Below are 22,569 nucleotides of genomic sequence, written 5' to 3' on the forward strand. Positions count from 1 at the left end.
CCGAACGGAAGGAAGACTCGGTAGACCCGCCAGGTGTGACCGGACGGCGCCGTGACCTGGCTCACGCGGCCTGTGCCATCCTTCCGACCATGGATCCCCTGGTCGTCCCGGTGCCGTCGCTCGTGCTGCTGATCGGCCCCTCCGGCTCGGGCAAGTCCACGTGGGCGGCGCGGCACTTCGGGCCCTACGAGGTGGTCTCGAGCGACCGGTGCCGCGCGATGATCGCCGACTCCGAGGCCGACCAGAGCGTGACGCCCGCGGCGTTCGAGCTCGTCCGGTTCATCGCCGCGCGGCGCCTGGAGGCAGGGCGCCTCGCCGTCGTCGACGCCACGAACGTGCACGCGGCCGCCCGGCGGCACAACCTCGACCTCGCGGCGGCCTGCGGGGTGCCCGCCGTCGCGATCGTCCTCGACCTGCCCGTCGAGCGGATGCTGGCGAACAACGCGGGCCGCGCCGGCCGGGTCGTGGACGACGAGGTGGTCCGGAGGCAGCGGCGCGACCTGGACGAGGCGCTCGGCGTCCTCGGCTCGGAGGGGTACGCCGCGGTCCACGTGCTCGACGAGGCGACGATCGACGCCGTGACGATCGAACGGGTCCAGGAGCCCTAGCGCAGCCCGGGGTCCAGCCCCGGGAACACGGCTCGCGCCCGCTCCACCCGGACGACGTCCCGCATGAGCCGCCCGCTCTCGCGCTCGGTGTCCTGCCGTACGCGGTCCAGGAGCCGCAGGTGGAACCGGTCGATCTCCTTGGCCTCCAGCTCGTCGCGCGCCGTGCGCAGGCGCGCCGTCTCCTCGCCGCCGACGCCGAGGTGCGCCACGCGCTGCTCGATCGTGTCGCTCATGGCCGACATCGTGGTCGGGAAGACGTCCAGCAGTCGCAGCGGCTCGCCGCGGCGTGGTGGCAGGGCCTTCATCGAGCGGGGCCGCGACAGGTTGTCGTCGAGCACCGCGTCGACGATCTGCCCGGCCTCGGCGATCTCGCGCGCGATGAAGTCGTCCTGCGCCCACGACAGGTGCTCCGGCAGGACGACGGTCAGCGTGACCGTCGCGACCTGCGCGGCCTTCAGGCGACGCCCGCCGACCGTGAGGTGCGCGCTGCCCGGGTCGTGCCGCAGGCGCCGCAGGATCTGGGAGACCGGCCGGACGAAGTTCTTGAGGTAGCCCAGGGAGAGCGCGTTCGCCGCCGAGATCTGGGTGAGCGGCGTCCGGAAGTAGGAGGTGAGCGGGTTGTCCGAGTCGGCGCGGCCGAGCGTCGCGAAGACGGACCGCACGTCGACCAACCGTTCCGCCAGCCGTTCACGGGACCCGGCCGGGTCGGAGGTGTCCAGCTCCAGCACCTGGAACATGCTCGCGCCGCCCGGGCGGCGCGCGGTGTCGACGATGACGACGTCGGGCACGCCCAGGGCCTGCGCGACACCCAGCTCGTACGTGACGCCCGGGTCCTCGTGGCTGATGTCGGCCAGCACGACCGCGGCGTCCTCGAGCTGGCGCAGGTCCTCCTCCGCGGTGTCGCCAGGCTGCGACTCGTACAGCTCCAGCCCGAGCTCCCGCAGCACGGGCATGACGACGTCGTCGCGCAGCGCGTCGCGGCGGCGCGCGTCGCCGTCGGCGGACTGGACGAGCACGCAGGTGCCCTGACGGGACAGCCCGTCGAGGGCGCGCAGGTCCGGCCAGTCCTGGATCATCCGGACCAGAGGCATGGCGAACGCGGCCGTGGGGTCGAGCCAGGCGCTCGGCCCGGCGGTACCGGCGCCGACGACGACGCTCTCCGGCAGCTCCGCGAGCGTCTGCAGGCCGATGACGCCGTTGCGGCTGACGCTCCACACCGCCCCGCCGCTGAACCCGCGGTGGACGAGCATGGGGGACTCGTACTGGAACATCCAGCCGTCGGAGTCGCCGCCCCGGATGGCCTTGCCGACCAGCCTGCCGCGCCCGGTCCGCTGCCAGCCCCTCGTGTTCTGCCCGTAGCCGCAGACGAGCACCTCGCCCTCGGCCTCCGCGGCGAGCACCACGGGGAGCGCCGAGCGGGTGGTGCTCGCGGTGAGCTGCAGGACGGCGAGATCGAGGTTCCGGGCCCGGTCGTGGACGGGGGCGAAGGTGAAGGTCGCGGTCTCTGGTGCCCGGGTCTCCGTCGCCGCGGGCTCGGCTGGCGTGCCCTCGCCGGAGGCGCTCGTCGGGAAGCGCACGTGGACCCGCGCCTCGGCCCCGGCGGCCTGCCACAACGGAGCGACGACGTGGGCCGCGGTCAGCAGGTGGCCCTGGTCGCTCACGAGCCAGGCCGTGCCGAGCGACGCGTCGCGCCTGCCGGTGACGCCGTCGACGTCGATGACCTCGCAGGTCGCCTGGGACAGCAGGCTCTCGATGTTCACCGGGTCAGGCCGTGAAGTCCCAGGCGAGGGTCGCCGAGATGGCGCCCTCGCCCGTGGCCGACACGATCCACACGTTGCTGGTGGCGGAGAACGACAGGGACAGCGTCAGCTCCAGCGACTTCGGCGCGGCCGGGCCCTGCTTCTTGATCTCGGTGACGAGCGTGCGGGAGATGTCCTCGGTGATCTCGGAGAGCACCGCCTTGAGCTGCGTGTAACCGTCCTGGGTGCGCTCCACGAGGGAGCTGCTCTCGACCATGCCGTCCCAGTCCTCGTCGACGGGGACCGGGGGCGGCACGTCGACGGTCGCCGTGCTGTTCGGCTCCATGTAGAGCACCGTGCGTCCCACCTGTAGCGGTACCGCCTCCATGGACCCGTCCGCCTCTTGATGCCGGCCGCCGTGCTGGACGCCTGGAGTCTATGGAGAGATACCCGGGTCCGATAGGGGGCGGTTCGAGCCTTCACCCAGGTCACGCACCGTCGAGCACCGCCTCGGCGACCACGAGGTCCTCCCACGACATGCCCGTGCTCTTGAACACGAGCGGCCGCTTGGGATCGGGGCGGACGGCGCCCGTGACGACGTCGCGCATCGGCACCAGGTCGCCCGCCGTCAGGGCGCCGTCGGCGATCGCGAGCACGACGTCGCCCGCCTCCCGCAGCGCGGCGCCCGGGTCCTCGACGACGACGGTCGCGCGCGCCAGCAGACCGGCCGGCAGCTCCCGCGCGTCCGGCTCGTGGGAGCCCACCGCGATCACGACGGCGTGGTCCGCGACCAGCGCGGCGTCGAACAGCGGCTCGCGGGCCGACGTCGCGCACACGACGACGTCGGCGGCGCGCAGCGCGTCGTCGGCCTCGGGGCCGCCGAGCCGGACCAGTCGGGCGCCGGCGATCCGCGCGCCCTCGGTCGCGGCGGTGCGGGCCGGGTCGCGGACGAGCTGGGCGACGTCGAGAGGTCGGCCGGTCAGGGCGTCCGCGAGGGTCGCGACGTGGCCGTGGGCCTGCGGGCCGGCGCCGATGACCGCGACGCGGAGCGGGTCGTTTGCGGGGGCTGAGCCGTCGGCGCCGTCGGTGCTGGTTGGGCCTGCGGTGCCGACCGGGCCCGCGGCTTCCCGCAGCCGGTCCAGCACCGCCGCGACCGACACGGCGGGCGTGCGCAGCGTGGTCAGCGCTATGCCGTCCAGGACGGCGACGACGCCGAGGGTCGCGGCGTCGAACAGCACGTACGACCCCTGGATGCGGGGCAGGCCGAGGGCGGCGTTGCCGGGCGCGACGGTGGCCAGCTTGATCCCGACGTGCCGCAGGTCGCCGCCGCCGTCGGACGGCATGAGCAGGAGCTCGCCGGCCCCCAGCGACACGCCCTGGCGGGGCAGGTCGGCGGCCGGGTCGAGACCGCCGGCGAGGGCGGCCCGCAGCGCGGCGACGGCGTCGGCGGGCGAGCAGGCAGCGGTCACGGCCGCGGCGTCCAGGACCAGGGGCGCGCTCATCGCAGCACGAACCCGGGCACGAGGGTGTCAGCGGCGTCGACGACGAACCGGTGCTCGCCCGTGCGGTACGCCATGCCCGTGACCTGGGGGATCACGGCGGGCAGGTCACCGACCCGCGTCGTCCCGACGACGGCGCCCGTGAACGCGGACCCGACGATCGAGGTGTGCTCCAGCACGGGTCCGCCGACGCCGACCCGGCCGTCGTCGGCCAGCACGGCCAGCCGCGCGCAGGTGCCGGAACCGCAGGGCGACCGGTCCACCTGGCCGTCGGCGAAGACGGTCACGTTGCGCTGGCGCACGGGGGAGCCGGGGCCGTTGCCGGTGCCGGGGCCTGCGCCGGTCCCGGCGTCGGGCTCCTCGAAGAGGATGGTGCCGTAGACGCCGCTCAGGCGCGGGTCGGTGGGATGGACGGCGAGGCCCTGGGCGTCGATCGCGTGCTTGATCTCGCGGCCCACGGTGATGAGGTCGGCGTAGGCGGCCGGCTCGACCGACAGACCGAGGCTCGTCGCGTCGACGCTCGCGTAGATCGCGCCCCCGTAGGTCAGCGTCGCGGACGCCGTGCCGCGCGTGGTCGGTACCGCCAGGTCGCGGGCCAGCACATAGCTCGGCACGTTGACGAAGTCGACGCCGACGGTGCGTCCGCCGGCCCGGTGCACGCGCGCCGTGACGCGCCCCGAGGGCACGTCCATGACGACGTCGACCGCACCGTCGTCGGGCGCAGCCACCAGTCCGGTGTCGACGGCCCAGGCGCCCAGCGCGATGGTGCCGTGACCGCAGGCCGTCGAGAATCCGTCCTTGTGCCAGAAGAGGACGCCGAGGTGGGCGCCGTCGTCGTCCGGCGGGACGAGGAACCCGCCGTACATGTCGGCGTGCCCGCGCGGCTCCGAGCACAGGAGCTGGCGCAGCTCCTGGGCCGCGGCGCTGGTCAGGGCGCGGGCCCGGCGGTCGGCCACCGAGTCGCCCGGCAGCGGCACGGGCGGCTCCGCGACAATCCGGAACGGCTCGCCCGCGGTGTGGTAGTCGGTGGTGGCGACGGTCTGCGTGATCACGCCGCCATCCTCGGCCATGGGGAAGAGGGCGTCCACGGGGCTTGGTGCGTCTACAGCACGTTCGCGTCGTAGAGGACGGTCGGCGCGACCGTGGCTCCCGTCATCAGGCGAGGCCGAGCTCACGGGCCTCCGCGGACAGCGCGTCAGCGGCGGCTCGGCGTTCGGACTCGTCGGCGCGCATGTACGACACGAGCGAGGCGGCCTGCACGCGGCGGTGGCTGCCGACGGTGCGGAACGCGATCTTCCCCGACTCGAGCAGCCCGATGAGGTAGGGGCGCGACACGCGCATCGCGTCCGCCGCCTGCTGAGTGGTCAGCTCGGACCGGGTGGGGAGGACGGTCACGCCCTCGCCCTGGGCGAAGGTGGACAGGATCTCGCCGAGCGCCGTCAGCGCGCTGCGCGGTACGACGACGTCGCCACCCTCCGCGAAGCGCAGATGAACCGGGCCCTCGCTCGCCAGCGCGTGCTGAAGGTCCCGAAGGGCTGACCCGGCGAGCTCGGCGTCCGACGGGTCGGGCACGAACGGCGTCGCAACGGACATCGCAGCCTCCATTCGAAGCAAGTGAAACAAGTGCAACATTCGAAGTGTAGCCGGAGAGTGGGCTGTCTGTCTCCTCACATCATGCGGATGCATGTAGGCGCCCCGAGCAACGATGGGATAGGACTGGAGGAGACGGCAGGCGCCGTCGGAACCGAAGCAAGGAGTGAGTGCGATGACCAGGGACCGTTTCCAGGGCAAGGTAGCGATCGTCACGGGAGGCGGCAGCGGAATCGGCGCCGAGATCTCGCGCGAGCTCGCCGCCGAGGGTGCCTCCGTGGTCGTCACCGACATCAAGATCGAGTCCGCCCAGCAGGTCGTCGACCAGATCGTCGCCGCCGGCGGCACCGCCGCGGCCTTCGTGCAGAACACGGCCAAGGCCGACGACTCGCGCGCCGCCGTGGACTTCGCCGTCGAGCAGTACGGGGCGCTGCACCTCGCGGTGAACAACGCCGGCATCGGCGCGCCGCCCGCCAAGATCGGCGACTACGACGTCGAGGCCTGGGACCGCGTGCGCGCCGTCGACCTCGACGGCGTCTTCTACGGCCTGCGCTTCCAGCTCCCCGCCATGGTCGCGGCCGGCGGCGGCGCGATCGTCAACATGGCGTCCGTGCTCGGCTCGGTCGGCATCGCGGAGAACGCCGCGTACGTGGCGAGCAAGCACGCACTCGTCGGCCTGACCAAGGTCGCCGCGCTGGAGTACACCGAGCAGGGCGTGCGCACCAACGCCGTCGGGCCGGGCTTCATCGACACGCCGCTCGTGCGCGCCTCGCTCAGCCCCGAGGCCCTGACGGCGCTCGAGAACGAGCACGCCACCAAGCGGCTCGGCACGGACAAGGAGGTCGCGGCGCTCACGCTGTTCCTGCTCAGCGACGAGGCGTCCTTCATCTCCGGCAGCTACCACCTGGTCGACGGCGGCTACTCGGCGCACTGATCGCGCCGGGCGTCAGACCTTGTCGGCGGGCGCCGACGTCGGAGCGTCCTCCGGCGTCGGGCCCCCACCTGGCGACAGCGCCTCGACCGGCGTCGGGCCTTCGCCCGGCGCCGCGCCCGAGGCAGGGCCCTCGCCCGGCGCCGAGGCGTTCCGCGCCGCCCGCCGGCTCGTCCGCTTCGACGCCTCGGCGTCCTCGTCCTTGAACACGTTGTCGAGCGTCACGACGAACGTCGTGAACAGGGTCACCAGGATCGCGATGATCCACAGCACCCACTGCAGGAACGGCACGGGGATCAAGGACCCGAGCCACCAGAGGAACCAGGCGATGCCGCCGCCGATCACCACGATCATGATCGCGCCGATCACCTTGCCGGCGTCCAGCCTGCGGCGCGGGCGCTGCTTGGCGGTGGTGCGCGTACCCGTCGCCCGGTGCGCGGCGCGGAGCGCGAGCTCGTTGATCGAGTCCGCCAGGGCGTCCTTGCCCTCGCCCTCCGGCATGTCCCGGTGGATGGTCACGAGCCGGTGCAGCTTGCGGTCGGTGCCGGGCACCACGCCCAGGAACGCCGCGAACGCCGAGACGACGGCGCCGAGCGCGGGCAGCCCCACCGACAGGATCGACACCATCTCCGAGGTGATCACGCCGCAGAGCCTATCCACGCGCGGGTGAATCCGACCCCTTGGGGAGGGGGTCTCCGCCAAAGGTCGTAGACGAGGTGGGTGCTCGCGGCCGATGTGCCGGCGGCGGCCGGTCGACAGGCTTGGGTCATCCGGGAAACAGGCCCGGACCTGATCGAACACCTGCCGAGCGCGAGGAGCGCGACGATGTTCTCGTCCCACGACCACACACCCACCGGGCGGCCCGACGCCGTCCGACGACGCCCACGCGCACTGGCCGCACTCGGCGTGCTGGCGGCGGTCGCCGTCACGATCGCCGGGGCGCCGGCCGCCGCGGCGACGCCCGCCCCGACAGCGCCCGCAGCAACACCCACAACCACAGCAGCAGACCAGCCCGCCCCGCCCCCGCCCGTCACGGCCCCGGCCGGCGAGCACACGCTGACCAAGACCGACGTCGACGCCTGGCTCGACGGCCTGCTGCCGGCCGCTCTGGACAGCGCGGGCATCGCGGGCGGCGTCGTCTCCGTGGTGCACGACGGCGAGATCCTCACCACGCGCGGCTACGGCCACGCCGACACGGGCACGACGGGCGGCGAGGCCGTGCCGGTCGACGCCGAGCAGACCCTGTTCCGCCCCGGCTCCGTGTCCAAGCTCTTCACCGCGACCGCCGTCATGCAGCTCGTCGAGAGCGGCGACCTCGACCTGGACACCGACGTCGCCGAGTACCTCGACCTCGACGTCCCGCGCCGGTTCGACGAGCCGATCACGCTGCGCAACCTGCTGACCCACACGGCCGGCTTCGAAGAGCGGGTCGGCGGGCTGATCGGGTTCGGCGACGAGACGCCCGTCCTGCGCGACTCCCTCGCCGAGGACCCGCCCGAGCAGATCTACGAGCCCGGCACCGTCCCGGCCTACTCCAACTACGGCAACGCCCTGGCCGGATACATCGTGGAGCGGGTCAGCGGCGTGCCCTTCGAGGAGTACGTCGAGCGCAACATCTTCGAGCCCGCCGGCATGACGTCGTCGACCTTCGCGCAGCCGCTGCCGTCCGCCCTCCAGGACCGGATGTCGCAGGGATACGTCACGTCGGCCGACGCGCCCGGACAGTTCGAGATCGTCGGCGGCGCACCCGCCGGGTCACTCACGTCGTCCGCCCCTGACATGGCCCGCTTCATGCTCGCCCAGCTCGGCGCCCCGGGTGCGGGCACGATCCTGGAGCCCGAGACGCTCGACCTGATGCACGCCCCCGCCCTCGACGAGAGCACGCTCGGCGGCCTCGCCGCCGCGCCCCGGATGGGGCTCGGGTTCTTCGACGAGAGCCGCAACGGCCACACGATCGTCGGCCACGGCGGCGACACCCAGTACTTCCACTCCCACCTGCAGATCTACCCCGACGAGGGCACCGGCGTCTTCATCTCGCTGAACAGCTCCGGCACCGACGGCTACGCCACGCTGCCGCTGCGCGAGGCCGTCCTCCAGGGCTTCACCGACCGCTACTTCCCGGCCGACGCCGCCGGCTCCGCCGGCACGACCGCCGCCGCGATCACCCCCGCCCCGGGCACGACCGTCGACGAGGCCACCGCCCGTGAGCACGCCGCCCTCGCCGAGGGCAGCTACGTCTCCTCCCGCGGCGTCCAGAGCAACTTCCTGGCGGTCCTCGACGTCCTCAGCCCGACCCAGGTCACGGCCCGCGACGACGGCCGGCTGCTCATCACGCCCGGCCCCGGCTCGACCACGCCTGCCCTGTACGAGGAGGTCGAGCCCTGGGTCTGGCGCGAGGTCGACGGCCAGCGCACCCTCGCGATGCGCGTCGCGGACGACCAGGTCCAGGCGATCGTCTACGAGGGCGCCTTCACCATGCTGCCCGGCCAGCCGGAGCGCGCCCCCGGCGTCGTGCTCCCCGTGGTCGGCGTGTCCGCGCTGATCCTGCTCGTCGCCGCCGTCGCCTGGCCGGTCGGCGCGATCCGGCGCCGGGTCCGCAAGCAGACCCTGCCGCAGGGCACCGGCCGCGTCACCCGCATCCTGACCAAGATCGCGGCGACCGCCACCGTGCTCGCCCTCGTCGGGTGGGTCGTCACCTTCCAGACCGCGATGAGCCTCCAGGAGGTCCCCGAGGCGTCCCTGCGCCAGCTCCAGGCCGTCCAGGCGATCGGCGTGCTCGGCATCGTCCCGGCCCTGCTGCAGGCCGTCGGCGCCGTCCGGCACCGGCACGGCTGGCGCCGCGTCGCCGGTACCGTGCTCGTGGTCCTCGCCCTGGCCGGCGTGGCGTGGCTCGCCTTCGAGCTCCGCCTGCTGGCGCCGTCGGTATCGTACTGATCCATGCCCAGGACAGGCGGAGGGCCCGCCACGGACGGCCCCACGGTGCTCGACGACTGGACCGTCCCGGCGCGTCCCCGCCGGCTCGACGCGCTGCTGAACCGGCTCGGCCTGACCGGCACGGTGGCGCGTGACGCCCTCCTGGCCGCGGTGGTCCTCGTCCTGACGGCGTCCCTGCTGGTCGCGCTGTTCGGGTTCGTGGTCGACGAGCAGGGCCTGACGATCGGCCCGGTGCAGGGGGTGCTGCTGACGGTCGCCGCGTGCGTCCAGGCGCTGCCGCTCGTCCTGCGCCGGGTCCGCCCGGTCCTGTGCCTCGGCCTCGTGGTGGCCTGCCAGGTGGTCATCACCGCGGTCTCGCCCGACGACCTGTCGGTCGGCGGCATCCCACAGATCATCGCGGGCTACACGGTGGGCACCCTGCTGCCGGCCCGGCGGGCGCTCGCGGTGACGGCGGCGGCCGCCCCGGTCGCGGCGCTCGCCGCGGGGGCCACTGCCCTCGTCACCGGGAACGACCTGCTGGTGCCGGTGCTCAACCACCTCGCCTCGGGTCTGATCAGCTACGTGGTCAGCGCCCTGGTCGGCACCACGGTCGCCACCCGCCGCGACTACACCGAGCTGGTCCGGCTCCGGGCCGCCGAGGTGGTGCGCACGCAGCACGCCACCACGCAGGCCGCGATCTTCGCGGAGCGGTCCCGCATGGCGCGCGAGCTGCACGACGTCGCCGCGCACCACCTCTCGGGGCTGGTCGTGCAGGCGGCCGCCGTCGAGCGGCAGATCGACACCGACCCCGAGGCCGCGAAGAAGGGCACCGCCTGGATCCGCGGGCAGGGCAAGGAGACGCTCGACAGCCTGCGGCTCATCGTCGGGGTGCTCCGCGAGCGCCCCGGCTCGGGCGGGCCCGGCGAGGACGCGCACGACGCGCCGCCGCCCGGGCTCGGCGCCCTCGACGACCTGGTCCGGACGGCGCGCGCCCTGGGCGACACCGTGGACCTGGAACGGTCGGGACGGCCGCGTGCGCTCGCCCCCATCGCCGACGCCGCGTTCTACCGCGTGGCCCAGGAGTCGCTCTCCAACGCCCGCCAGCACGCGCCGGGCGCCGCCGTGCGGACGGCGGTGCGGTTCGGGGAGCGGGAGGTCGAGCTCGAGGTGGTCAACGCGCCCGCCGTCGGGCAGGGTGCGCGGAACGGGGCGCGGGCCTCGAACGTGGCTCGGGCCTCGAACGGGGCGCGCGGGTCGGTTTCGAACGGAGGCCCGGAGCGGGCCGGGATGGGCCTGATCGGCATGCGGGAGCGGGCGCAGCTCGTGGGGGCCACGCTCACCACGGGGACGACGCCGTCGGGCGGGTGGCGGGTGCTGCTCACGCTGCCGGTGCCGCACGACAGCCGGCCGCACGACAACCAGCAGCGGGAAACTCAAGGGGGACAGGGATGATCAGGGTCATGCTCGTCGACGACCAGGCGGTGGTCCGGGCGGGGTTCCGGTTCCTCCTGGAGCAGGCCGAGGACATCGAGGTGGTCGCCGAGGCGTCCAACGGCCCGACGGCGGTCGAGCTCGCGCGCCGGCACCACCCCGACGTCGTCTGCATGGACGTGCGGATGCCGGGCGGCGACGGGCTCGCCGCGACGCGCGAGATCACCGCGCGCGGGCCGGGCGCGAACGGCGACGGCGCGGGCGCGAAGACGCCGGCCGTGCTCGTCGTGACCACGTTCGACCTCGACGAGTACGTGTTCGGCGCGCTGGAGGCGGGCGCGAGCGGGTTCATCCTCAAGGACTGCGAGCCCGAGGAGCTGATCGACGCCGTCCGCCGCCTGGCCGACGGCCACGGCCTGATCGACCAGGCGGTGACCCGCCGGGTGATCAGCGAGTTCGCGCGCCGCACGGCCCCGCCGCGGTCCGCCGCGGAGGAGGCGGCCGCGGCGGCGCAGCTCACGGCCCGCGAGGCCGAGATCGTGCGGCAGCTCGCCCGCGGGCTGTCCAACGCCGAGATCGCGCGGGAGCTCGTGGTCGAGACGAGCACCGTGAAGTCACACCTGGGCCGCGCCATGGCCAAGGTCGGCACCCGCGACCGCCTCCAGACGGTCGTCTGGGCCTACCAGAACGGCCTGGTCCCGGGCTGACCCGGCTGTGCCGGGCCGCGCCCGGGTGGTCGGCAGAATGTCAGGTGGTCGGCAGAATGTCAGGTGGTCGGCACCTCGGACTACCGATCACCTGACATTCTGCCGACCGCCCGGATCCTCGTACCCTCGAACGGGGTCGGGTCGAAGGTGGCGAAGCGGGCGCGGAACTCCGCCGCCCGGCCCGGCCAGAGGAGGGTGAGGCGGCCCGAGCGCTCGTCCACGTACCAGCTCCGGCAGCCGCCACGCAGCCAGACAGTCTCCGCGGCGCGGCGGTCCACCTCCTGGGTGTAGGCCGCCTCGGCGTCGGCGGACACCTCCAGCGGCACGCCCGTCGCGTCCAGGTGGTCGAGCGCTCCGAGCACGTAGCCGATCTGCGCCTCGATCACCTCCAGCGCCGAGTGGTGCCCCAGGCCCGCGTTCGGGCCGTCCAGCACGAACAGGTTCGGGAACCCGTGCACCACCGTCGAGGCGTGGCTCGTCATGCCGCCCGACCAGTGCTCCGCGAGCGTGCGCCCGTCCCGGCCCGTGACGAGGTGAGCGAACGGCGGGCGCGTCGTCTCGAAACCCGTGGCCAGCACGAGCACGTCCACCTCGTACCGGGCGCCCGACGCCGCGACCACCGTCGACCCCTCGACCGCGACCGGCGCGCTGGGCTCCAGCGTCACGTGCGGCTCCTGGAGCGCCGGGTACCAGTCGTCGCTGAACAGGGCGCGCTTGCACCCCACCGCGTAGTCCGGCGTGAGCAGTTCGCGCAGCGCGGGGTCGGGTACCTGGGCGCGCAGGTGGTCCTGGGCGCGATCACGCAGCTCGGCCTCGGCCCGCGTCCCTGCGATCCGCGCGTCGAACAGCCGCTCCGCCTCCGCGGCGAGCGCCGCCCGGTCCGGCTGCGCCTCCCCGGGCGCGTACGCCCGGTCCCCGCGCGGCAGCACCCACGGCGGGGTGCGCTGCAGCACGACGACGGACGCCGCCCGGCGCGCCACCTCCGGCACGAGCTGCACGGCGCTCGCCCCGGTGCCGACCACGGCGACGCGCAGCCCGGCGGGCAGGTCTCGGTCCCAGCGCGCGGAGTGGAACACCCGGCCCGGGAACGTGCCGAGTCCCGGAATCTCGGGCACGCGCGGCTCGCTCAGCCGTCCGACGGCGGTGGCCAGCACCCGCGCCGTCAGCGGCCCGCGCGACGTCGTCAGGCGCCACGTCGCGGCGTCGTCGTCCCAGCGCGCGCCGGTGAGGTCGGTGCCGAGGCGCAGGTGCGGGGCCAGCCCCTCGGAGCGCACGACGTCGCGGACGTACCCGTGGATCTCCGCACCCGGCGCGAACACCCGCGACCAGGACGGCTGCGGCAGGAAGGAATAGGAGTACAGGGCGCTCGGGATGTCGCACGCGACGCCCGGGTAGACGTTGTCGCGCCAGGTGCCACCCACGTCGTCGGCCCGCTCCAGGACCGTGAACCCGGTGCGCCCGGCGCGCCGCAGGCGGGCACCGAGCCCGACGCCGGCCAGCCCCGCGCCCACGACCGCCACGTCGAGGTCGGGGCCCGGGCCGTCGTCGCCGTCCCAGCCCGAGGCGTCCCAGCCCCGGCCGCCGTCGGACGAGCGGCCCGGGCCGTCCGAGCCCGGGCCGCCGTCGTGCCTGTCCGCGTACGCGGCCGTCACCCCACCTGCTCGTACGTGGTCGTGCGCTGCCGCACCGGCCGGCCGAGCTCGGCGGCCAGCCGCGTCACGTCCGACACCGTGAGCTCGCGGCCCTGCTCGGGTCCGGCGTCGGGGTCGAGGACGCCGTCGAGCAGCACGCCGCCCAGGTCGTCGGCGCCGCCGGCGAGCACGCGCTGGGCCCCGCGCATGCCGAGCTTGGTCCAGGCGGCCTGCACGTGGTCGATCCGTCCGGCGAGCATCAGCCGCGCGACGGCGTGCAGGGCACGGCTCTCGCGCAGGGTCGCGACGCGGGCGCCGGGCACCGGGACGGGCGACTCCGACGGCAGCCACGGCATGGGGATCAGCTCCGTGAACCCGCCGGTCGCGTCCTGCACGCGGGCCAGCACCCGCAGGTGCCGCACCTGGTCGCGGGCCGACTCGACGTGCCCGTACACGATCGTCGCCGTCGACCGCAGGCCCGCCGTGTGGGCGGCGGTGACCAGCTCGATCCAGCGCTCGGCGGGGATGTCGCTGCCGCCGGTGAGCAGGCCGCGGACTCGGTCGTCGAGGATGCGCGCGCCCGTGCCCGGCACGGTGTCGACGCCGGCCTCGCGCAGGAGCGCCAGCCAGTCGGCCAGGGGCAGCCCGGCGCGGGCGGCGCCGTCGGCCAGCTCGGCGGGGCGGAACGCGTGCAGGTGCAGGCCGGGCCCGCCCTGCTTCACGGCCCGCGCGAGGTCGAGGTAGGCGTCGGCGCCCTGCTCGGCGGGCGGCGCGCCCTGCGCGCACACCTCGGTGGCGCCCAGCGCGACGGCCTCGGCCGCGAGCTCGGCGACCCGCTCGGGCGGTAGACCCAGCGACGCGTCGATGTTGCGGTTCACGGCGTAGGTCACGGCGTCGCCGACCCGCTCGCGGCGCACCTGGTCGGCGAGCGCGGCGAGGTCCTCGAGGTCGGCGCCGTAGGCCCCGAGCAGCTCGACCCACCCGGCGTCGTCCACCCCACGCGGGTCGCTCTGAACGTCGCCCAACAACCCACCCAACCGCCCCCCTCCGTTGAGTGCTGGGTATTTGTTGAATTCCGGCCCGGAATCCAACAAATACCCAGCACTCAACGAGGCGGGTGGGGCGGGCGGGACGGGGGAGGAGGGGAACTCGCCCAGGAGGGCGTCGTGCCGGGCCAGGCCGTAGTCGTCCGCGAGGGCCAGGGCCCGGTCGCGGAGCCGGTCGTCGAGCCACTCCGCGCCCGCGCGCGCCTCGCGCAGGTAGTGCGGGTGCGCGGTCAGCCGCTCGCGCAGCGTGTACCCGCCCTCGGCGGTGAGCCGGGCCAGGTCCTCGATGTGCGGCCAGGGCCGCTCGGGGTTCACGTGGTCCGGGGTGAGCGGGCTGACGCCGCCCCAGTCGTCGATGCCGGCGCGCACCAGGAGCTGGAGCTCGGCGGCGTCGGTCAGGTTCGGCGGGGCCTGAACGCGCATGGCCGGGCCGAGCAGCACCCGCGTGACGGCGACGGCGGCCGCGTACTCCTGCGTCTCCAGGTCGGCGGCGCCCATCATGGCCGTGGCCGACTTGGCGCGGAAGTTCTGCACGATCACCTCCTGCACGTGACCGTGCCGGGCGTGGGCGTCGCGCAGCGCGAGGATCGAGTCGACGCGCTCGGCGTAGTTCTCGCCGATGCCGAGCAGCACGCCCGTGGTGAACGGGATGCGGGACCGGCCGGCGTCGTCGATCACGCGCAGCCGCAGGGCGGGGTCCTTGTCGGGGGAGCCGAAGTGCGCCTCACCCTTCTCGGTCCACAGCCGCGCGGAGGTGGTCTCCAGCATCATGCCCATCGACGGGCCGACCGGCTTGAGCCGCTGCAGCTCCGCCCACGACATGACGCCGGGGTTGAGGTGGGGGAGCAGCCCCGTCTCGTCGAGGATGAGGCGCGCCATGTGGCCCACGTAGTCGAGCGTCGACTCGTACCTGTGGTCGTCGAGCCACTGCCGGGCGACGGGCCAGCGGTTCTCCGGGCGGTCACCGAGGGTGAGCAGGGCCTCCTTGCAGCCCAGCGCCGCACCCTGCCGGGCGACCTCCAGCACCTCCTCGGCCGACATGTACGGCGAGATGCCCGCCTTGGCGAGCTTGCCCGGCGTCTGCACGAAGATGCAGTAGTGGCAGCGGTCCTGGCACAGGTGCGTCAGCGGCACGAACACCTTGCGCGAGTACGTGATGACGCCGGGCCGCCCGGCCTCCGCCAGGCCCTGGTCGCGCAGCGCGCCGGCCACGGCGAGGAGCCGGTCCAGGTCGGCGCCGCGCGCGTGCAGCAGCGTCTCGGCGTCGGCCCGGGTCTCGGTGTCCGGCTTCTCCGGCGGGCTGCCGCCGTTCGCCTCCAGCCGGTCGAGGGCCGCGCCCAGGACGGCGGGGTCCGGGGGCCGGGGCCGGTCGGCGGGTCGCGCGGGCGTGCGCAGTGTCAGGGGAACAGTCATGGGCCCACCTCGGGTGCGGGAACCGGATCGTGAGGGTCCGGAGGGGACGGCCCGACACTATGTCATCGATTCACCCGAGCTCCGCGAGGGTGCCTTCCTCGGACGTGACCAGCGAGGCGATGGTCGCGAAGAACCGCGCGATCCCGGGCAGGTTCGCTCCCTTCGCCCGCGACGCCGCGAAGTCCTCCGACGTGCGCCACTCGACGATGTCGAGCCACTCGTCGTCCGGAAGCTGCACGAGGCGCGCTCCGAGGAAGCCGGTGCGGTCGGCCTCGAAGTCGGCCAGCATGCCCGGCCGGGCCGCCAGCATCGCGTCGATCCTCTCGGGAAGCACCCGGAATCGGGTCAGCTCCACGGTGGTGCTCATCAGGTCTCCTGGGGTGTGACGAGTCGTGTTGGCGCTCACCGTAGGACATGAAACGGGTCATCCGGCAGCAACCGACCCGTACTCGTGGTGTGGTAATCCCGGATATCACCCGCTCCGTCATCTTGCTAGCGTCCTGACGACCAGCGGGCGGGCGATGTCGCCGGCCTGTTCCGGCTCCCGACCGACCGAGGTGGTTCCCCATGGTTCTCCGTCGCGCCCCGCTCTTCGTCGCCGTCGCCACGGCCGCGCTCCTGGCAGGGACGGCCGCCGCGCCCGCCCTGTCGGCGACAGCCGTCGCCACCCACGAGGCTCCCCCGGCGGCAGCCGCGCCCGACGCCGCTCCCGTGTCCGACGTCGCGCCCGTCGCCGCCCCCGCCGCGGCGACGCCCGTCGAGGCGAACGGACAGCTGAGCGTCTGCGGCGTACGCCTGTGCAACGAGCAGGGCAAGGAGATCCAGCTGCGCGGCATGAGCACGCACGGCACGCAGTGGTACTCCCAGTGCGTCGACGACGCCTCGCTCGACACCCTCGCGTACGACTGGAACGCCGACGTCGTGCGCGTCTCGACGTACGTGCAGGAGGACGGTTACGAGACCGACCCGGCGCGGTTCACCGCGCTGGTCAACCGGTACATCGACATGCTCACCGCGCGCGGCCTGTACGTCATCGTGGACTGGCACATGCTCAGCCCGGGCGACCCGAACTTCAACCTGGACCGCGCCAAGACGTTCTTCACCGCCATCGCGGAGCGGAACAACGGCAACGACAACATCATCTACGAGGTCGCGAACGAGCCCAACGGGGTGTCGTGGCAGACCATCAAGGGCTACCACGAGCAGATCGTGCCGGTGGTCCGCGCCGAGGACCCGGACGCCGTCATCCTGCTCGGCACCCGCGCCTGGTCGTCCCTCGGTGTGTCCGACGGCGCCAGCGAGTCCGAGGTCGTGAACAACCCCGTCAACGCCTCCAACGTGATGTACACGTTCCACTTCTACGCGGCGTCGCACGGCCAGGAGTACCTGGACGCCCTGTCCCGCGCCGCCGACCGGATCCCGATGTTCATCACCGAGTTCGGCACCCAGGACTACGCCGGCGAGGGCGCCAACGACTTCGCCATGGCGCAGCGATACCTCGACCTGGCGGTGGACAAGAAGATCAGCTGGGTCAACTGGAACTTCTCCGACGACCACCGCTCGGGCGCCGTCTTCACGCAGGGCACCTGCGGCAGCGGCAACTACGGGACGGGCCGGCTCAAGGAGGCCGGCACCTGGATCCGCGACCAGATCCGCACCCCGGACGACTTCTAGGCAGTTCCCCCGGCTGCCCCCGGACAGCAAGGTGCACTCGACCAGGGGTGGCCGGGTGGGCTGAATTCCGACCACCCGGGCCCCGCCCGATTCGGCTGCGCAGGACAATCCTGCTGAGCCAGATCGGCCGGGGCCCAGCCGACCGGAATCAGGCCCACCCGGCCACCCCTGCAAGGACGCAACGCACCCCGCCGGGGACCTACGTCGCCCTGCCCTCCAGCCAGGGCGCGAACTGCTCGGCCACCTCGGCAGCGACCGCCGCCGCGTCGCGCGTCCCGTCCACCTCGATGACCGGCACGCCGAGGCGCCGCGCGTTGCGGACCGCGTCGTCGGCGATCAGGCGGTCCCGGGCGATGCGGTTGGCCTGGGCGAGGCCGGGGTCGCTGACGGCGGCGTCGACCGCCAGGGCGCGCGGCACGGTGCGGAGCTGGTGCTGCCGGAACTCCTCCGTGGGCACGAGGACGACCATGCGCCGCGGCGAGTCGACCAGCGGTGCGACCAGCTCGGGCCGCAGGCCCCAGCCCTCGGCGATCGCGGGTCGCGCGGTGAACCACGCGCGCAGGTCGTCGAGCACCCACTCGAACCGCTCCGGGAAGTCGGCCAGGACCTGGGCGGCCAAGGCCGTCGGGCCGCCGTTGACCCAGACGTCCTCGACGTCCGGGTCCGTGACGGGCTCGCCGCGTGCGACCCGCCCCGCGATCCGCCGGGCCTGGTGGCCGCGGGAGTCGTGGAAGTCGTAGTGGTAGGCGGTCAGCCCGTGCCGCTCGGCGACCAGGTCGCTGACGGTCGTCTTGCCGGCCCACTGCGCTCCGCCGACCCACAGCGCGCGGCGCAGGCTGCCGTGCGGGTCCCAGATCTCTGACATCGCTGTCCTCCGGTGCGGACTACGCCCCTCGCCGCCCGCCCTCCGAGTGTCCGGGTTTCGCCGTCAGAACTGCAGTCTTGTTCTCACCCCGCCCGGACCCTGACCCAAGGGGCAGGGTCGGCACTACGCTCCCTCCATGGTTCTCACCGTGTCCGTCATCGGCGCCGGACCCGCAGGCCTCGCCGCCGCAGCCACCCTCCAGGCCAGGGGTGCCGACGTCACCGTGCTCGAGAAGTCGGAGCACGTCGGCGACGCCTGGCGCCACCACTACGACCGCCTCCACCTGCACACCACGCGCGGGCTCTCGAAGCTGCCCGGCCTCGCCATCCCGCGCGAGTACGGCCGCTGGGTCGCCCGGGACGACGTCGTCCGCTACCTGGAGGCGTACGCCGTCCACCACGACCTGCGGATCGAGCACGGCGTCGAGGTCACCCGCCTCGACCGCCCCGCCGGCGTGCGCGCGGGTGGCAGCGCGGACCGCATCTGGGAGATCACCACCACCGACGGCGCCCGCGCCGCCGACGCCGTCGTCGTCGCGACCGGCTACAACCACAGCCCGCACGTACCGGACTGGCCCGGCCGGGACGGCTTCACCGGCGAGATCGTCCACGCGAGCGCGTACCGCAACCCCGCCCCGTACGCGGGCAGGCACGTGCTCGTGGCGGGCGTGGGCAACACGGGTGCCGAGATCGCGCACGACCTCGTCGAGGGCGGCGCCGCGAGCGTCCACCTCGCCGTCCGCACGCCGCCGCACATCGTGCCCCGCAACCAGGGCCCGTGGGCCGCGCAGTACACGGGCGTCCTGGTGCGCCACCTGCCCGCCCGCCTCGTCGACACCGTCGGCATCGCCGTCCGCAAGGCGAGCGTCCCGGACCTGTCCGACCTCGGGCTGCCGATCCCCGACGTCGGCATCGCGTCCCGGGTCGCCCAGGGCTCCGTGCCGCTGCAGGACGTCGGCATCGTCGCCGCCGTCCTGGCCGGCACCGTCCGCGTCGTCCCCGCGATCGAGCGGTTCGACGGCGCCGAGGTGGTCCTGGCCGACGGCGCCCGGCTGACCCCCGACGTCGTGCTGGCCGCCACGGGGTACCGGCGCGCGCTCGAACCCGTGGTGGGCCACCTGGGCGTGCTCGGCGACCACGGCAAGCCGCTCGCGACGCTCGGCCGCCCGGCCGCGCCCGGCCTCTACTTCACGGGCTTCACCAACCCGATCAGCGGCATGCTGCTGGAGATGGCGGCCGACGCCCGCCGGATCGCGCGCAACGTGACCCGCGGCAGATAGTCGGATCCCGACACGACGTATCGATTCGGTCGAAATGCTTGACACCTCGACCGCTGACCGGCAGCGTCCGCCGCATGAACCGCCGAACGACCCTCGCACCAGCCGTCGCAGCCCTCGCGGTCCTGACCCTCGGTGCCTGCGCACCGTCGGCGGACAGCCCCGAGCCCGGCGCGGTCGCGGGGGAGGGCTGCGACGGCGAGGCCGTCGCCCTGGACGTCTGGTCCTGGCGCACCGAGGACGTCAAGACCTACGAGGGGATCTTCGACGTCTTCGAGGAGGCCAACCCCTGCATCACGGTGAACTTCCAGGCCCACCTCAACACCGAGTACGACCAGATCCTGCGCACCGGCCTGACCGGCTCCGACGGGCCCGACATCGCCCAGGTGCGGTCCTACGGCCTGCTCCAGCCCCTGGTCGAGGGCGGCAACCTGGAGCCGCTGGAGGACGTCGTCCCGGCGCTCGCGGACTTCGACGACGCGATCCTCGACGGCTCCCGCGGCCGGGAGGACGGAGCGGTCTACGGCGTGCCGCTGGCCAGCCAGACCATCCAGGTCTACTACAACACCGCGATCTTCGAGGAGCACGGCCTCCAGGAGCCCGAGACCTGGGACGACTTCATCGCGCTGAACGACACGCTCCTGGCGGACGACGTGACACCGCTCGCCGTGGGCGCGCGTGACGGCTGGTTCGTGCCGACGGTGCACGACGCCCTGACCGCGGCCCAGTACGGCGGCGCCGACTTCCAGCAGGCCCTGCGCGACGGCGCGACGGACTTCACGGACCCGGCCTACGTCGACTCGATCCAGACGCTCAAGGACCTCCAGCAGTACATGCCCGACGACGTGACCGGCGTGCCGTACACGGACGCGCAGGTGCTGTTCACGTCGGAGCAGGCCGCGATGTTCGCCGGTGGCTCGTACGAGCTCGCGTTCTTCCAGGACGCCAACCCCGACCTGGACCTCGGCGTCTTCCAGGTGCCCCCGCCGCCCGGCTCGGCCCTGGACCACCCGGTCAGCGCCGGGTACGCGGACGGGAGCTGGGGCCTGTCGGCCACGACGGAGCACCCGGACGAGGCGAGGACGCTGCTGAACTGGCTCGCCACGCCCGAGTTCGGGCAGCTCGTGGCCGACGAGCTCAAGCAGTTCTCGCCGATCCCCGGCGTCGAGTTCTCCGACCCGCTCCAGCAGGAGATGTGGGACCTGTACCAGGAGAACCCCGCGCCGTACCTGCTGCTCGTCGACTACCGCTACGGCGACCCCGTCGGCACGGACCTGATGGGTGAGGCCGGGCAGAAGCTCTTCCTCGGCGACACCGACGCCTCCGGCGCCGCCGACGTGATCCAGGACGGCCTGTCGGCCTGGTGGACGCCGGGCGAGTGAGCCGGCGTCGTACCGCGGCACTGCCCAAGCCGGTCGCGCTCCTCTTCCTGCTGCCCGCCGCCGCGCTGTTCGCGGTGTTCGTGCTCTACCCGATGGCGACGGCGCTGACCTACTCGCTGTTCTCGTGGCGCGGCACCGCGCAGGACGCGTTCGTCGGGCTGGACAACTTCGTCGCGCTGTTCACGACCGAGCCGTACGCCACCCAGCTCCCGCGCGCGTTCGGGCACAACGCGCTGCTGTTCGCCGGGGCGATGGTGGTGCAGAACTCGGTGGGCCTGCTGCTGGCCTACGTGCTGCACCGGCGGGGCCGCCTGCGCCGCCTCTTCCAGGTGCTGTACACGATGCCGTACCTCGTCTCGCCGCTGGTCGTCGGGTACCTCTGGTCGCTGCTGCTGTCGCCGCTGTTCGGCCCGGTCAACGCCGCCCTGCGCGCCGTCGGCCTGGAGGCCGTGGCCCAGCCCTGGCTGGGCGACCCCGACACCGCCCTGTGGGTGGTCGTCCTGGTGACCGCCTGGCAGTGGGTCGGCTTCCCGCTCCTCGTCTACGGGGCCGCCCTCGGCGCGCTCGACCCGACGCTGGAGGAGGCCGCGATGCTCGACGGCGCGAGCTCGCGCCAGCGGTTCTGGCACGTCACGCTGCCCCTCCTGACGCCGGTGATCGGCACGGTGAGCGTGCTGACGTTCATCTTCTCCATGGAGGCGTTCCCGATCCCGTACGCCCTGGGCGGGTCCAGCGGCAGCCCGGCCGGCGCCACGGACGTCATGTCGCTCCTCTTCTACCGGACGGCGTTCCACTCCGGGGCGTCCAACGCGATCGGCATCTCCTCGGCGGTCGCGATCGTGCTGTTCCTCGTGATCGTCGTCATCTCGGTGCTGTTCACGCGCTGGTTCCGGAGCGTCGAACGGCGGCTGACGTGAGGCGCGCCGCGGTCAGCACCCTGCTGTGGGGCTACGCCGCCGTGGCACTGCTCCCGCTGCTGATCATGGTGTGGAACTCGTTCCGGACCGACCAGGAGCTGGTCGTCGAACCGCTCGGCCTGCCGCACAGCCCGTCGCTGGACGCCTACCGCGAGGCGTGGGTCGAGGCGTCGTTCTCGACCTACTTCCTCAACTCCGTGCTGGTCACCACCGCGTCGGTGCTGCTGTCGACGGCGGTCTCGCTGCTGGCCGCGTACGCGCTGGCGCGGTCGCGCTCGCGGCTGATGACCGTGATCGAGCAGGTCTTCGTCTCGGGCCTGATGATGCCGGTGTTCCTGATGATCGTGCCGATCTTCTACCTGCTCGACACGATCGGGCTGGCCTCCACCCGCACCGGCCTGATCCTGGTCTACTCGGCCGTCTCGATCCCGTTCTCGGTGTTCGTGCTTGCCACGTTCCTGCGCCAGCTCCCGGACGAGCTGGAGGACGCCGCCCGCATCGACGGCGCCGGCCCCCTGCGCACCTTCTGGTCGGTGCTGCTGCCGCTCGTGAAGCCGGCGGTCGCCACCGTCGTCGTCTTCCGCTTCGTGCCCATCTGGAACGACTTCTTCTACCCGCTGATCCTCGTGCGGGACCGCGCGCAGTACACGCTGCCCGTGGGCCTGACCACGTTCTTCGGGGAGTACCAGACCTCCTGGTCCACGCTGTTCGCGGGCCTGGTCATCGCGACGCTCCCGCTGGTGGTGCTGTTCCTCGTCGCGACCCGGCAGATCGTCACGGGGCTCACGGCCGGGATGGGACGCTGACATCGGCTGTTGAAGCCGCCCGCCGACGCCGCTCGCGGCTTGCGCTCTGGGCTGACAACAGTGGCTCCGGCGCGCGGCTGTGGGAGGGTGGAGGGTGTGCGGCACGCCACCGGCCCCCATTCGGCGCCTGTGGTCGTGAGG

20 protein-coding genes are annotated in these 22,569 nt (G+C 73.5%); 10 read left to right on the forward strand and 10 right to left on the reverse strand.

Annotation, left to right across the window (positions count from 1 at the left end; translation table 11 throughout):
* Positions 1-89 precede the first annotated feature (89 nt).
* Positions 90-608, forward strand: a complete 519-nt coding sequence (locus FHX71_RS03345; protein WP_182614414.1) for an AAA family ATPase — start codon at positions 90-92, stop codon at positions 606-608.
* Here FHX71_RS03345 and FHX71_RS03350 read toward each other — a convergent pair.
* The 5 genes from FHX71_RS03350 to FHX71_RS03370 all read right to left on the reverse strand — a co-directional run bounded on the left by FHX71_RS03350 (position 605) and on the right by FHX71_RS03370 (position 5,439).
* Positions 605-2,368 (reverse strand): STING domain-containing protein, encoded by a 1,764-nt coding sequence (locus FHX71_RS03350; protein WP_182614415.1) that lies wholly within the window; start codon positions 2,366-2,368, stop codon positions 605-607. The genes FHX71_RS03345 and FHX71_RS03350 overlap by 4 nt on opposite strands.
* Before the next feature lie 4 nt (positions 2,369-2,372).
* Entirely contained in the window at positions 2,373-2,693 is a 321-nt protein-coding gene (locus FHX71_RS03355) for a CU044_2847 family protein (RefSeq protein WP_182614416.1), read from the reverse strand.
* A gap of 142 nt (positions 2,694-2,835) precedes the next feature.
* Positions 2,836-3,849, reverse strand: coding sequence for an ornithine cyclodeaminase family protein (locus tag FHX71_RS03360; RefSeq protein ID WP_182614417.1), 1,014 nt, complete (start codon positions 3,847-3,849; stop codon positions 2,836-2,838).
* A complete protein-coding gene (locus tag FHX71_RS03365; RefSeq protein ID WP_312876909.1) occupies positions 3,846-4,898 on the reverse strand; it encodes a proline racemase family protein in 1,053 nt (350 codons plus the stop codon). Before FHX71_RS03365 ends, FHX71_RS03360 begins: the two co-directional genes overlap by 4 nt.
* Positions 4,899-5,001: 103 nt before the next feature.
* Entirely contained in the window at positions 5,002-5,439 is a 438-nt protein-coding gene (locus FHX71_RS03370) for a helix-turn-helix domain-containing protein (protein WP_220489449.1), read from the reverse strand.
* A 172-nt stretch (positions 5,440-5,611) separates the two neighbouring features.
* Here FHX71_RS03370 and FHX71_RS03375 point away from each other — a divergent pair, with 172 nt between their 5' ends.
* A complete protein-coding gene (locus FHX71_RS03375) occupies positions 5,612-6,370 on the forward strand; it encodes an SDR family NAD(P)-dependent oxidoreductase (protein ID WP_182614420.1) in 759 nt (252 codons plus the stop codon).
* A gap of 12 nt (positions 6,371-6,382) precedes the next feature.
* Here FHX71_RS03375 and FHX71_RS03380 read toward each other — a convergent pair whose 3' ends face one another.
* Positions 6,383-7,009, reverse strand: coding sequence for a hypothetical protein (locus FHX71_RS03380; RefSeq protein ID WP_182614421.1), 627 nt, complete (start codon positions 7,007-7,009; stop codon positions 6,383-6,385).
* A gap of 183 nt (positions 7,010-7,192) precedes the next feature.
* Here FHX71_RS03380 and FHX71_RS03385 point away from each other — a divergent pair, with 183 nt between their 5' ends.
* From FHX71_RS03385 to FHX71_RS03395, 3 genes are read left to right on the forward strand one after another with little or no spacing between them, the layout of a single operon-like run.
* Positions 7,193-9,301 (forward strand): serine hydrolase domain-containing protein, encoded by a 2,109-nt coding sequence (locus FHX71_RS03385; protein WP_182614422.1) that lies wholly within the window; start codon positions 7,193-7,195, stop codon positions 9,299-9,301.
* 3 nt (positions 9,302-9,304) lie between these two features.
* Positions 9,305-10,732 carry a sensor histidine kinase gene (locus FHX71_RS03390; RefSeq protein ID WP_182614423.1) on the forward strand — a complete coding sequence of 476 codons (1,428 nt, stop codon included), beginning with the start codon at positions 9,305-9,307 and terminating at the stop codon, positions 10,730-10,732.
* Entirely contained in the window at positions 10,729-11,418 is a 690-nt protein-coding gene (locus FHX71_RS03395; RefSeq protein ID WP_182614424.1) for a response regulator, read from the forward strand. Before FHX71_RS03390 ends, FHX71_RS03395 begins: the two co-directional genes overlap by 4 nt.
* A gap of 80 nt (positions 11,419-11,498) precedes the next feature.
* Here FHX71_RS03395 and FHX71_RS03400 read toward each other — a convergent pair whose 3' ends face one another.
* From FHX71_RS03400 to FHX71_RS03410, 3 genes are all read right to left on the reverse strand, one after another.
* Positions 11,499-13,070: a flavin-containing monooxygenase gene (locus FHX71_RS03400; RefSeq protein ID WP_312876910.1), complete on the reverse strand. Its 1,572-nt coding sequence runs from the start codon at positions 13,068-13,070 to the stop codon at positions 11,499-11,501.
* The gene (gene cofG / locus FHX71_RS03405; RefSeq protein ID WP_182614425.1) at positions 13,067-15,508 is read right to left on the reverse strand and encodes a 7,8-didemethyl-8-hydroxy-5-deazariboflavin synthase CofG; all 2,442 of its coding nucleotides are present in this window, start codon (positions 15,506-15,508) and stop codon (positions 13,067-13,069) included. The genes FHX71_RS03400 and cofG overlap by 4 nt, the downstream gene beginning before the upstream one ends.
* Before the next feature lie 70 nt (positions 15,509-15,578).
* Complete coding sequence (locus tag FHX71_RS03410) at positions 15,579-15,875, reverse strand: antibiotic biosynthesis monooxygenase family protein (RefSeq protein ID WP_182614426.1); 297 nt, start codon at positions 15,873-15,875, stop codon at positions 15,579-15,581.
* Between the two features lie 200 nt (positions 15,876-16,075).
* Here FHX71_RS03410 and FHX71_RS03415 point away from each other — a divergent pair, with 200 nt between their 5' ends.
* A complete protein-coding gene (locus tag FHX71_RS03415) occupies positions 16,076-17,182 on the forward strand; it encodes a glycoside hydrolase family 5 protein (RefSeq protein WP_182614427.1) in 1,107 nt (368 codons plus the stop codon).
* Between the two features lie 199 nt (positions 17,183-17,381).
* Here FHX71_RS03415 and FHX71_RS03420 read toward each other — a convergent pair whose 3' ends face one another.
* On the reverse strand, positions 17,382-18,047 hold the full coding sequence (locus FHX71_RS03420; RefSeq protein ID WP_182614428.1) for a hypothetical protein: 666 nt from the start codon (positions 18,045-18,047) through the stop codon (positions 17,382-17,384).
* Between the two features lie 136 nt (positions 18,048-18,183).
* Between FHX71_RS03420 and FHX71_RS03425 the strand changes: the two genes are divergently transcribed.
* The 4 genes from FHX71_RS03425 (at position 18,184) to FHX71_RS03440 (ending at position 22,428) form a co-directional block, all read left to right on the forward strand.
* Entirely contained in the window at positions 18,184-19,326 is a 1,143-nt protein-coding gene (locus FHX71_RS03425) for a flavin-containing monooxygenase (RefSeq protein WP_182614429.1), read from the forward strand.
* A 74-nt stretch (positions 19,327-19,400) separates the two neighbouring features.
* Positions 19,401-20,705, forward strand: a complete 1,305-nt coding sequence (locus FHX71_RS03430; RefSeq protein ID WP_182614430.1) for an ABC transporter substrate-binding protein — start codon at positions 19,401-19,403, stop codon at positions 20,703-20,705.
* A complete protein-coding gene (locus FHX71_RS03435) occupies positions 20,702-21,622 on the forward strand; it encodes a carbohydrate ABC transporter permease (RefSeq protein WP_312876911.1) in 921 nt (306 codons plus the stop codon). Before FHX71_RS03430 ends, FHX71_RS03435 begins: the two co-directional genes overlap by 4 nt.
* A complete protein-coding gene (locus FHX71_RS03440; protein WP_182614432.1) occupies positions 21,619-22,428 on the forward strand; it encodes a carbohydrate ABC transporter permease in 810 nt (269 codons plus the stop codon). Before FHX71_RS03435 ends, FHX71_RS03440 begins: the two co-directional genes overlap by 4 nt.
* Positions 22,429-22,569 lie beyond the last annotated feature (141 nt).

It is taken from the genome of Promicromonospora sukumoe (genome assembly GCF_014137995.1).
GTDB lineage: Bacteria > Actinomycetota > Actinomycetes > Actinomycetales > Cellulomonadaceae > Promicromonospora > Promicromonospora sukumoe.

Coding starts and splice junctions, on each gene's coding strand:
- FHX71_RS03345 (WP_182614414.1), top strand. CDS start 90: ATGGATCCCCTGGTCGTCCCGGTGCCGTCGCTCGTGCTGCTGATCGGC.
- FHX71_RS03385 (WP_182614422.1), top strand. CDS start 7,193: ATGTTCTCGTCCCACGACCACACACCCACCGGGCGGCCCGACGCCGTC.
- FHX71_RS03425 (WP_182614429.1), top strand. CDS start 18,184: ATGGTTCTCACCGTGTCCGTCATCGGCGCCGGACCCGCAGGCCTCGCC.
- FHX71_RS03410 (WP_182614426.1), bottom strand. CDS start 15,875: ATGAGCACCACCGTGGAGCTGACCCGATTCCGGGTGCTTCCCGAGAGG.
- cofG (WP_182614425.1), bottom strand. CDS start 15,508: ATGACTGTTCCCCTGACACTGCGCACGCCCGCGCGACCCGCCGACCGG.
- FHX71_RS03390 (WP_182614423.1), top strand. CDS start 9,305: ATGCCCAGGACAGGCGGAGGGCCCGCCACGGACGGCCCCACGGTGCTC.
- FHX71_RS03370 (WP_220489449.1), bottom strand. CDS start 5,439: ATGTCCGTTGCGACGCCGTTCGTGCCCGACCCGTCGGACGCCGAGCTC.
- FHX71_RS03360 (WP_182614417.1), bottom strand. CDS start 3,849: ATGAGCGCGCCCCTGGTCCTGGACGCCGCGGCCGTGACCGCTGCCTGC.
- FHX71_RS03375 (WP_182614420.1), top strand. CDS start 5,612: ATGACCAGGGACCGTTTCCAGGGCAAGGTAGCGATCGTCACGGGAGGC.
- FHX71_RS03430 (WP_182614430.1), top strand. CDS start 19,401: ATGAACCGCCGAACGACCCTCGCACCAGCCGTCGCAGCCCTCGCGGTC.
- FHX71_RS03355 (WP_182614416.1), bottom strand. CDS start 2,693: ATGGAGCCGAACAGCACGGCGACCGTCGACGTGCCGCCCCCGGTCCCC.
- FHX71_RS03420 (WP_182614428.1), bottom strand. CDS start 18,047: ATGTCAGAGATCTGGGACCCGCACGGCAGCCTGCGCCGCGCGCTGTGG.
- FHX71_RS03395 (WP_182614424.1), top strand. CDS start 10,729: ATGATCAGGGTCATGCTCGTCGACGACCAGGCGGTGGTCCGGGCGGGG.
- FHX71_RS03415 (WP_182614427.1), top strand. CDS start 16,076: ATGGTTCTCCGTCGCGCCCCGCTCTTCGTCGCCGTCGCCACGGCCGCG.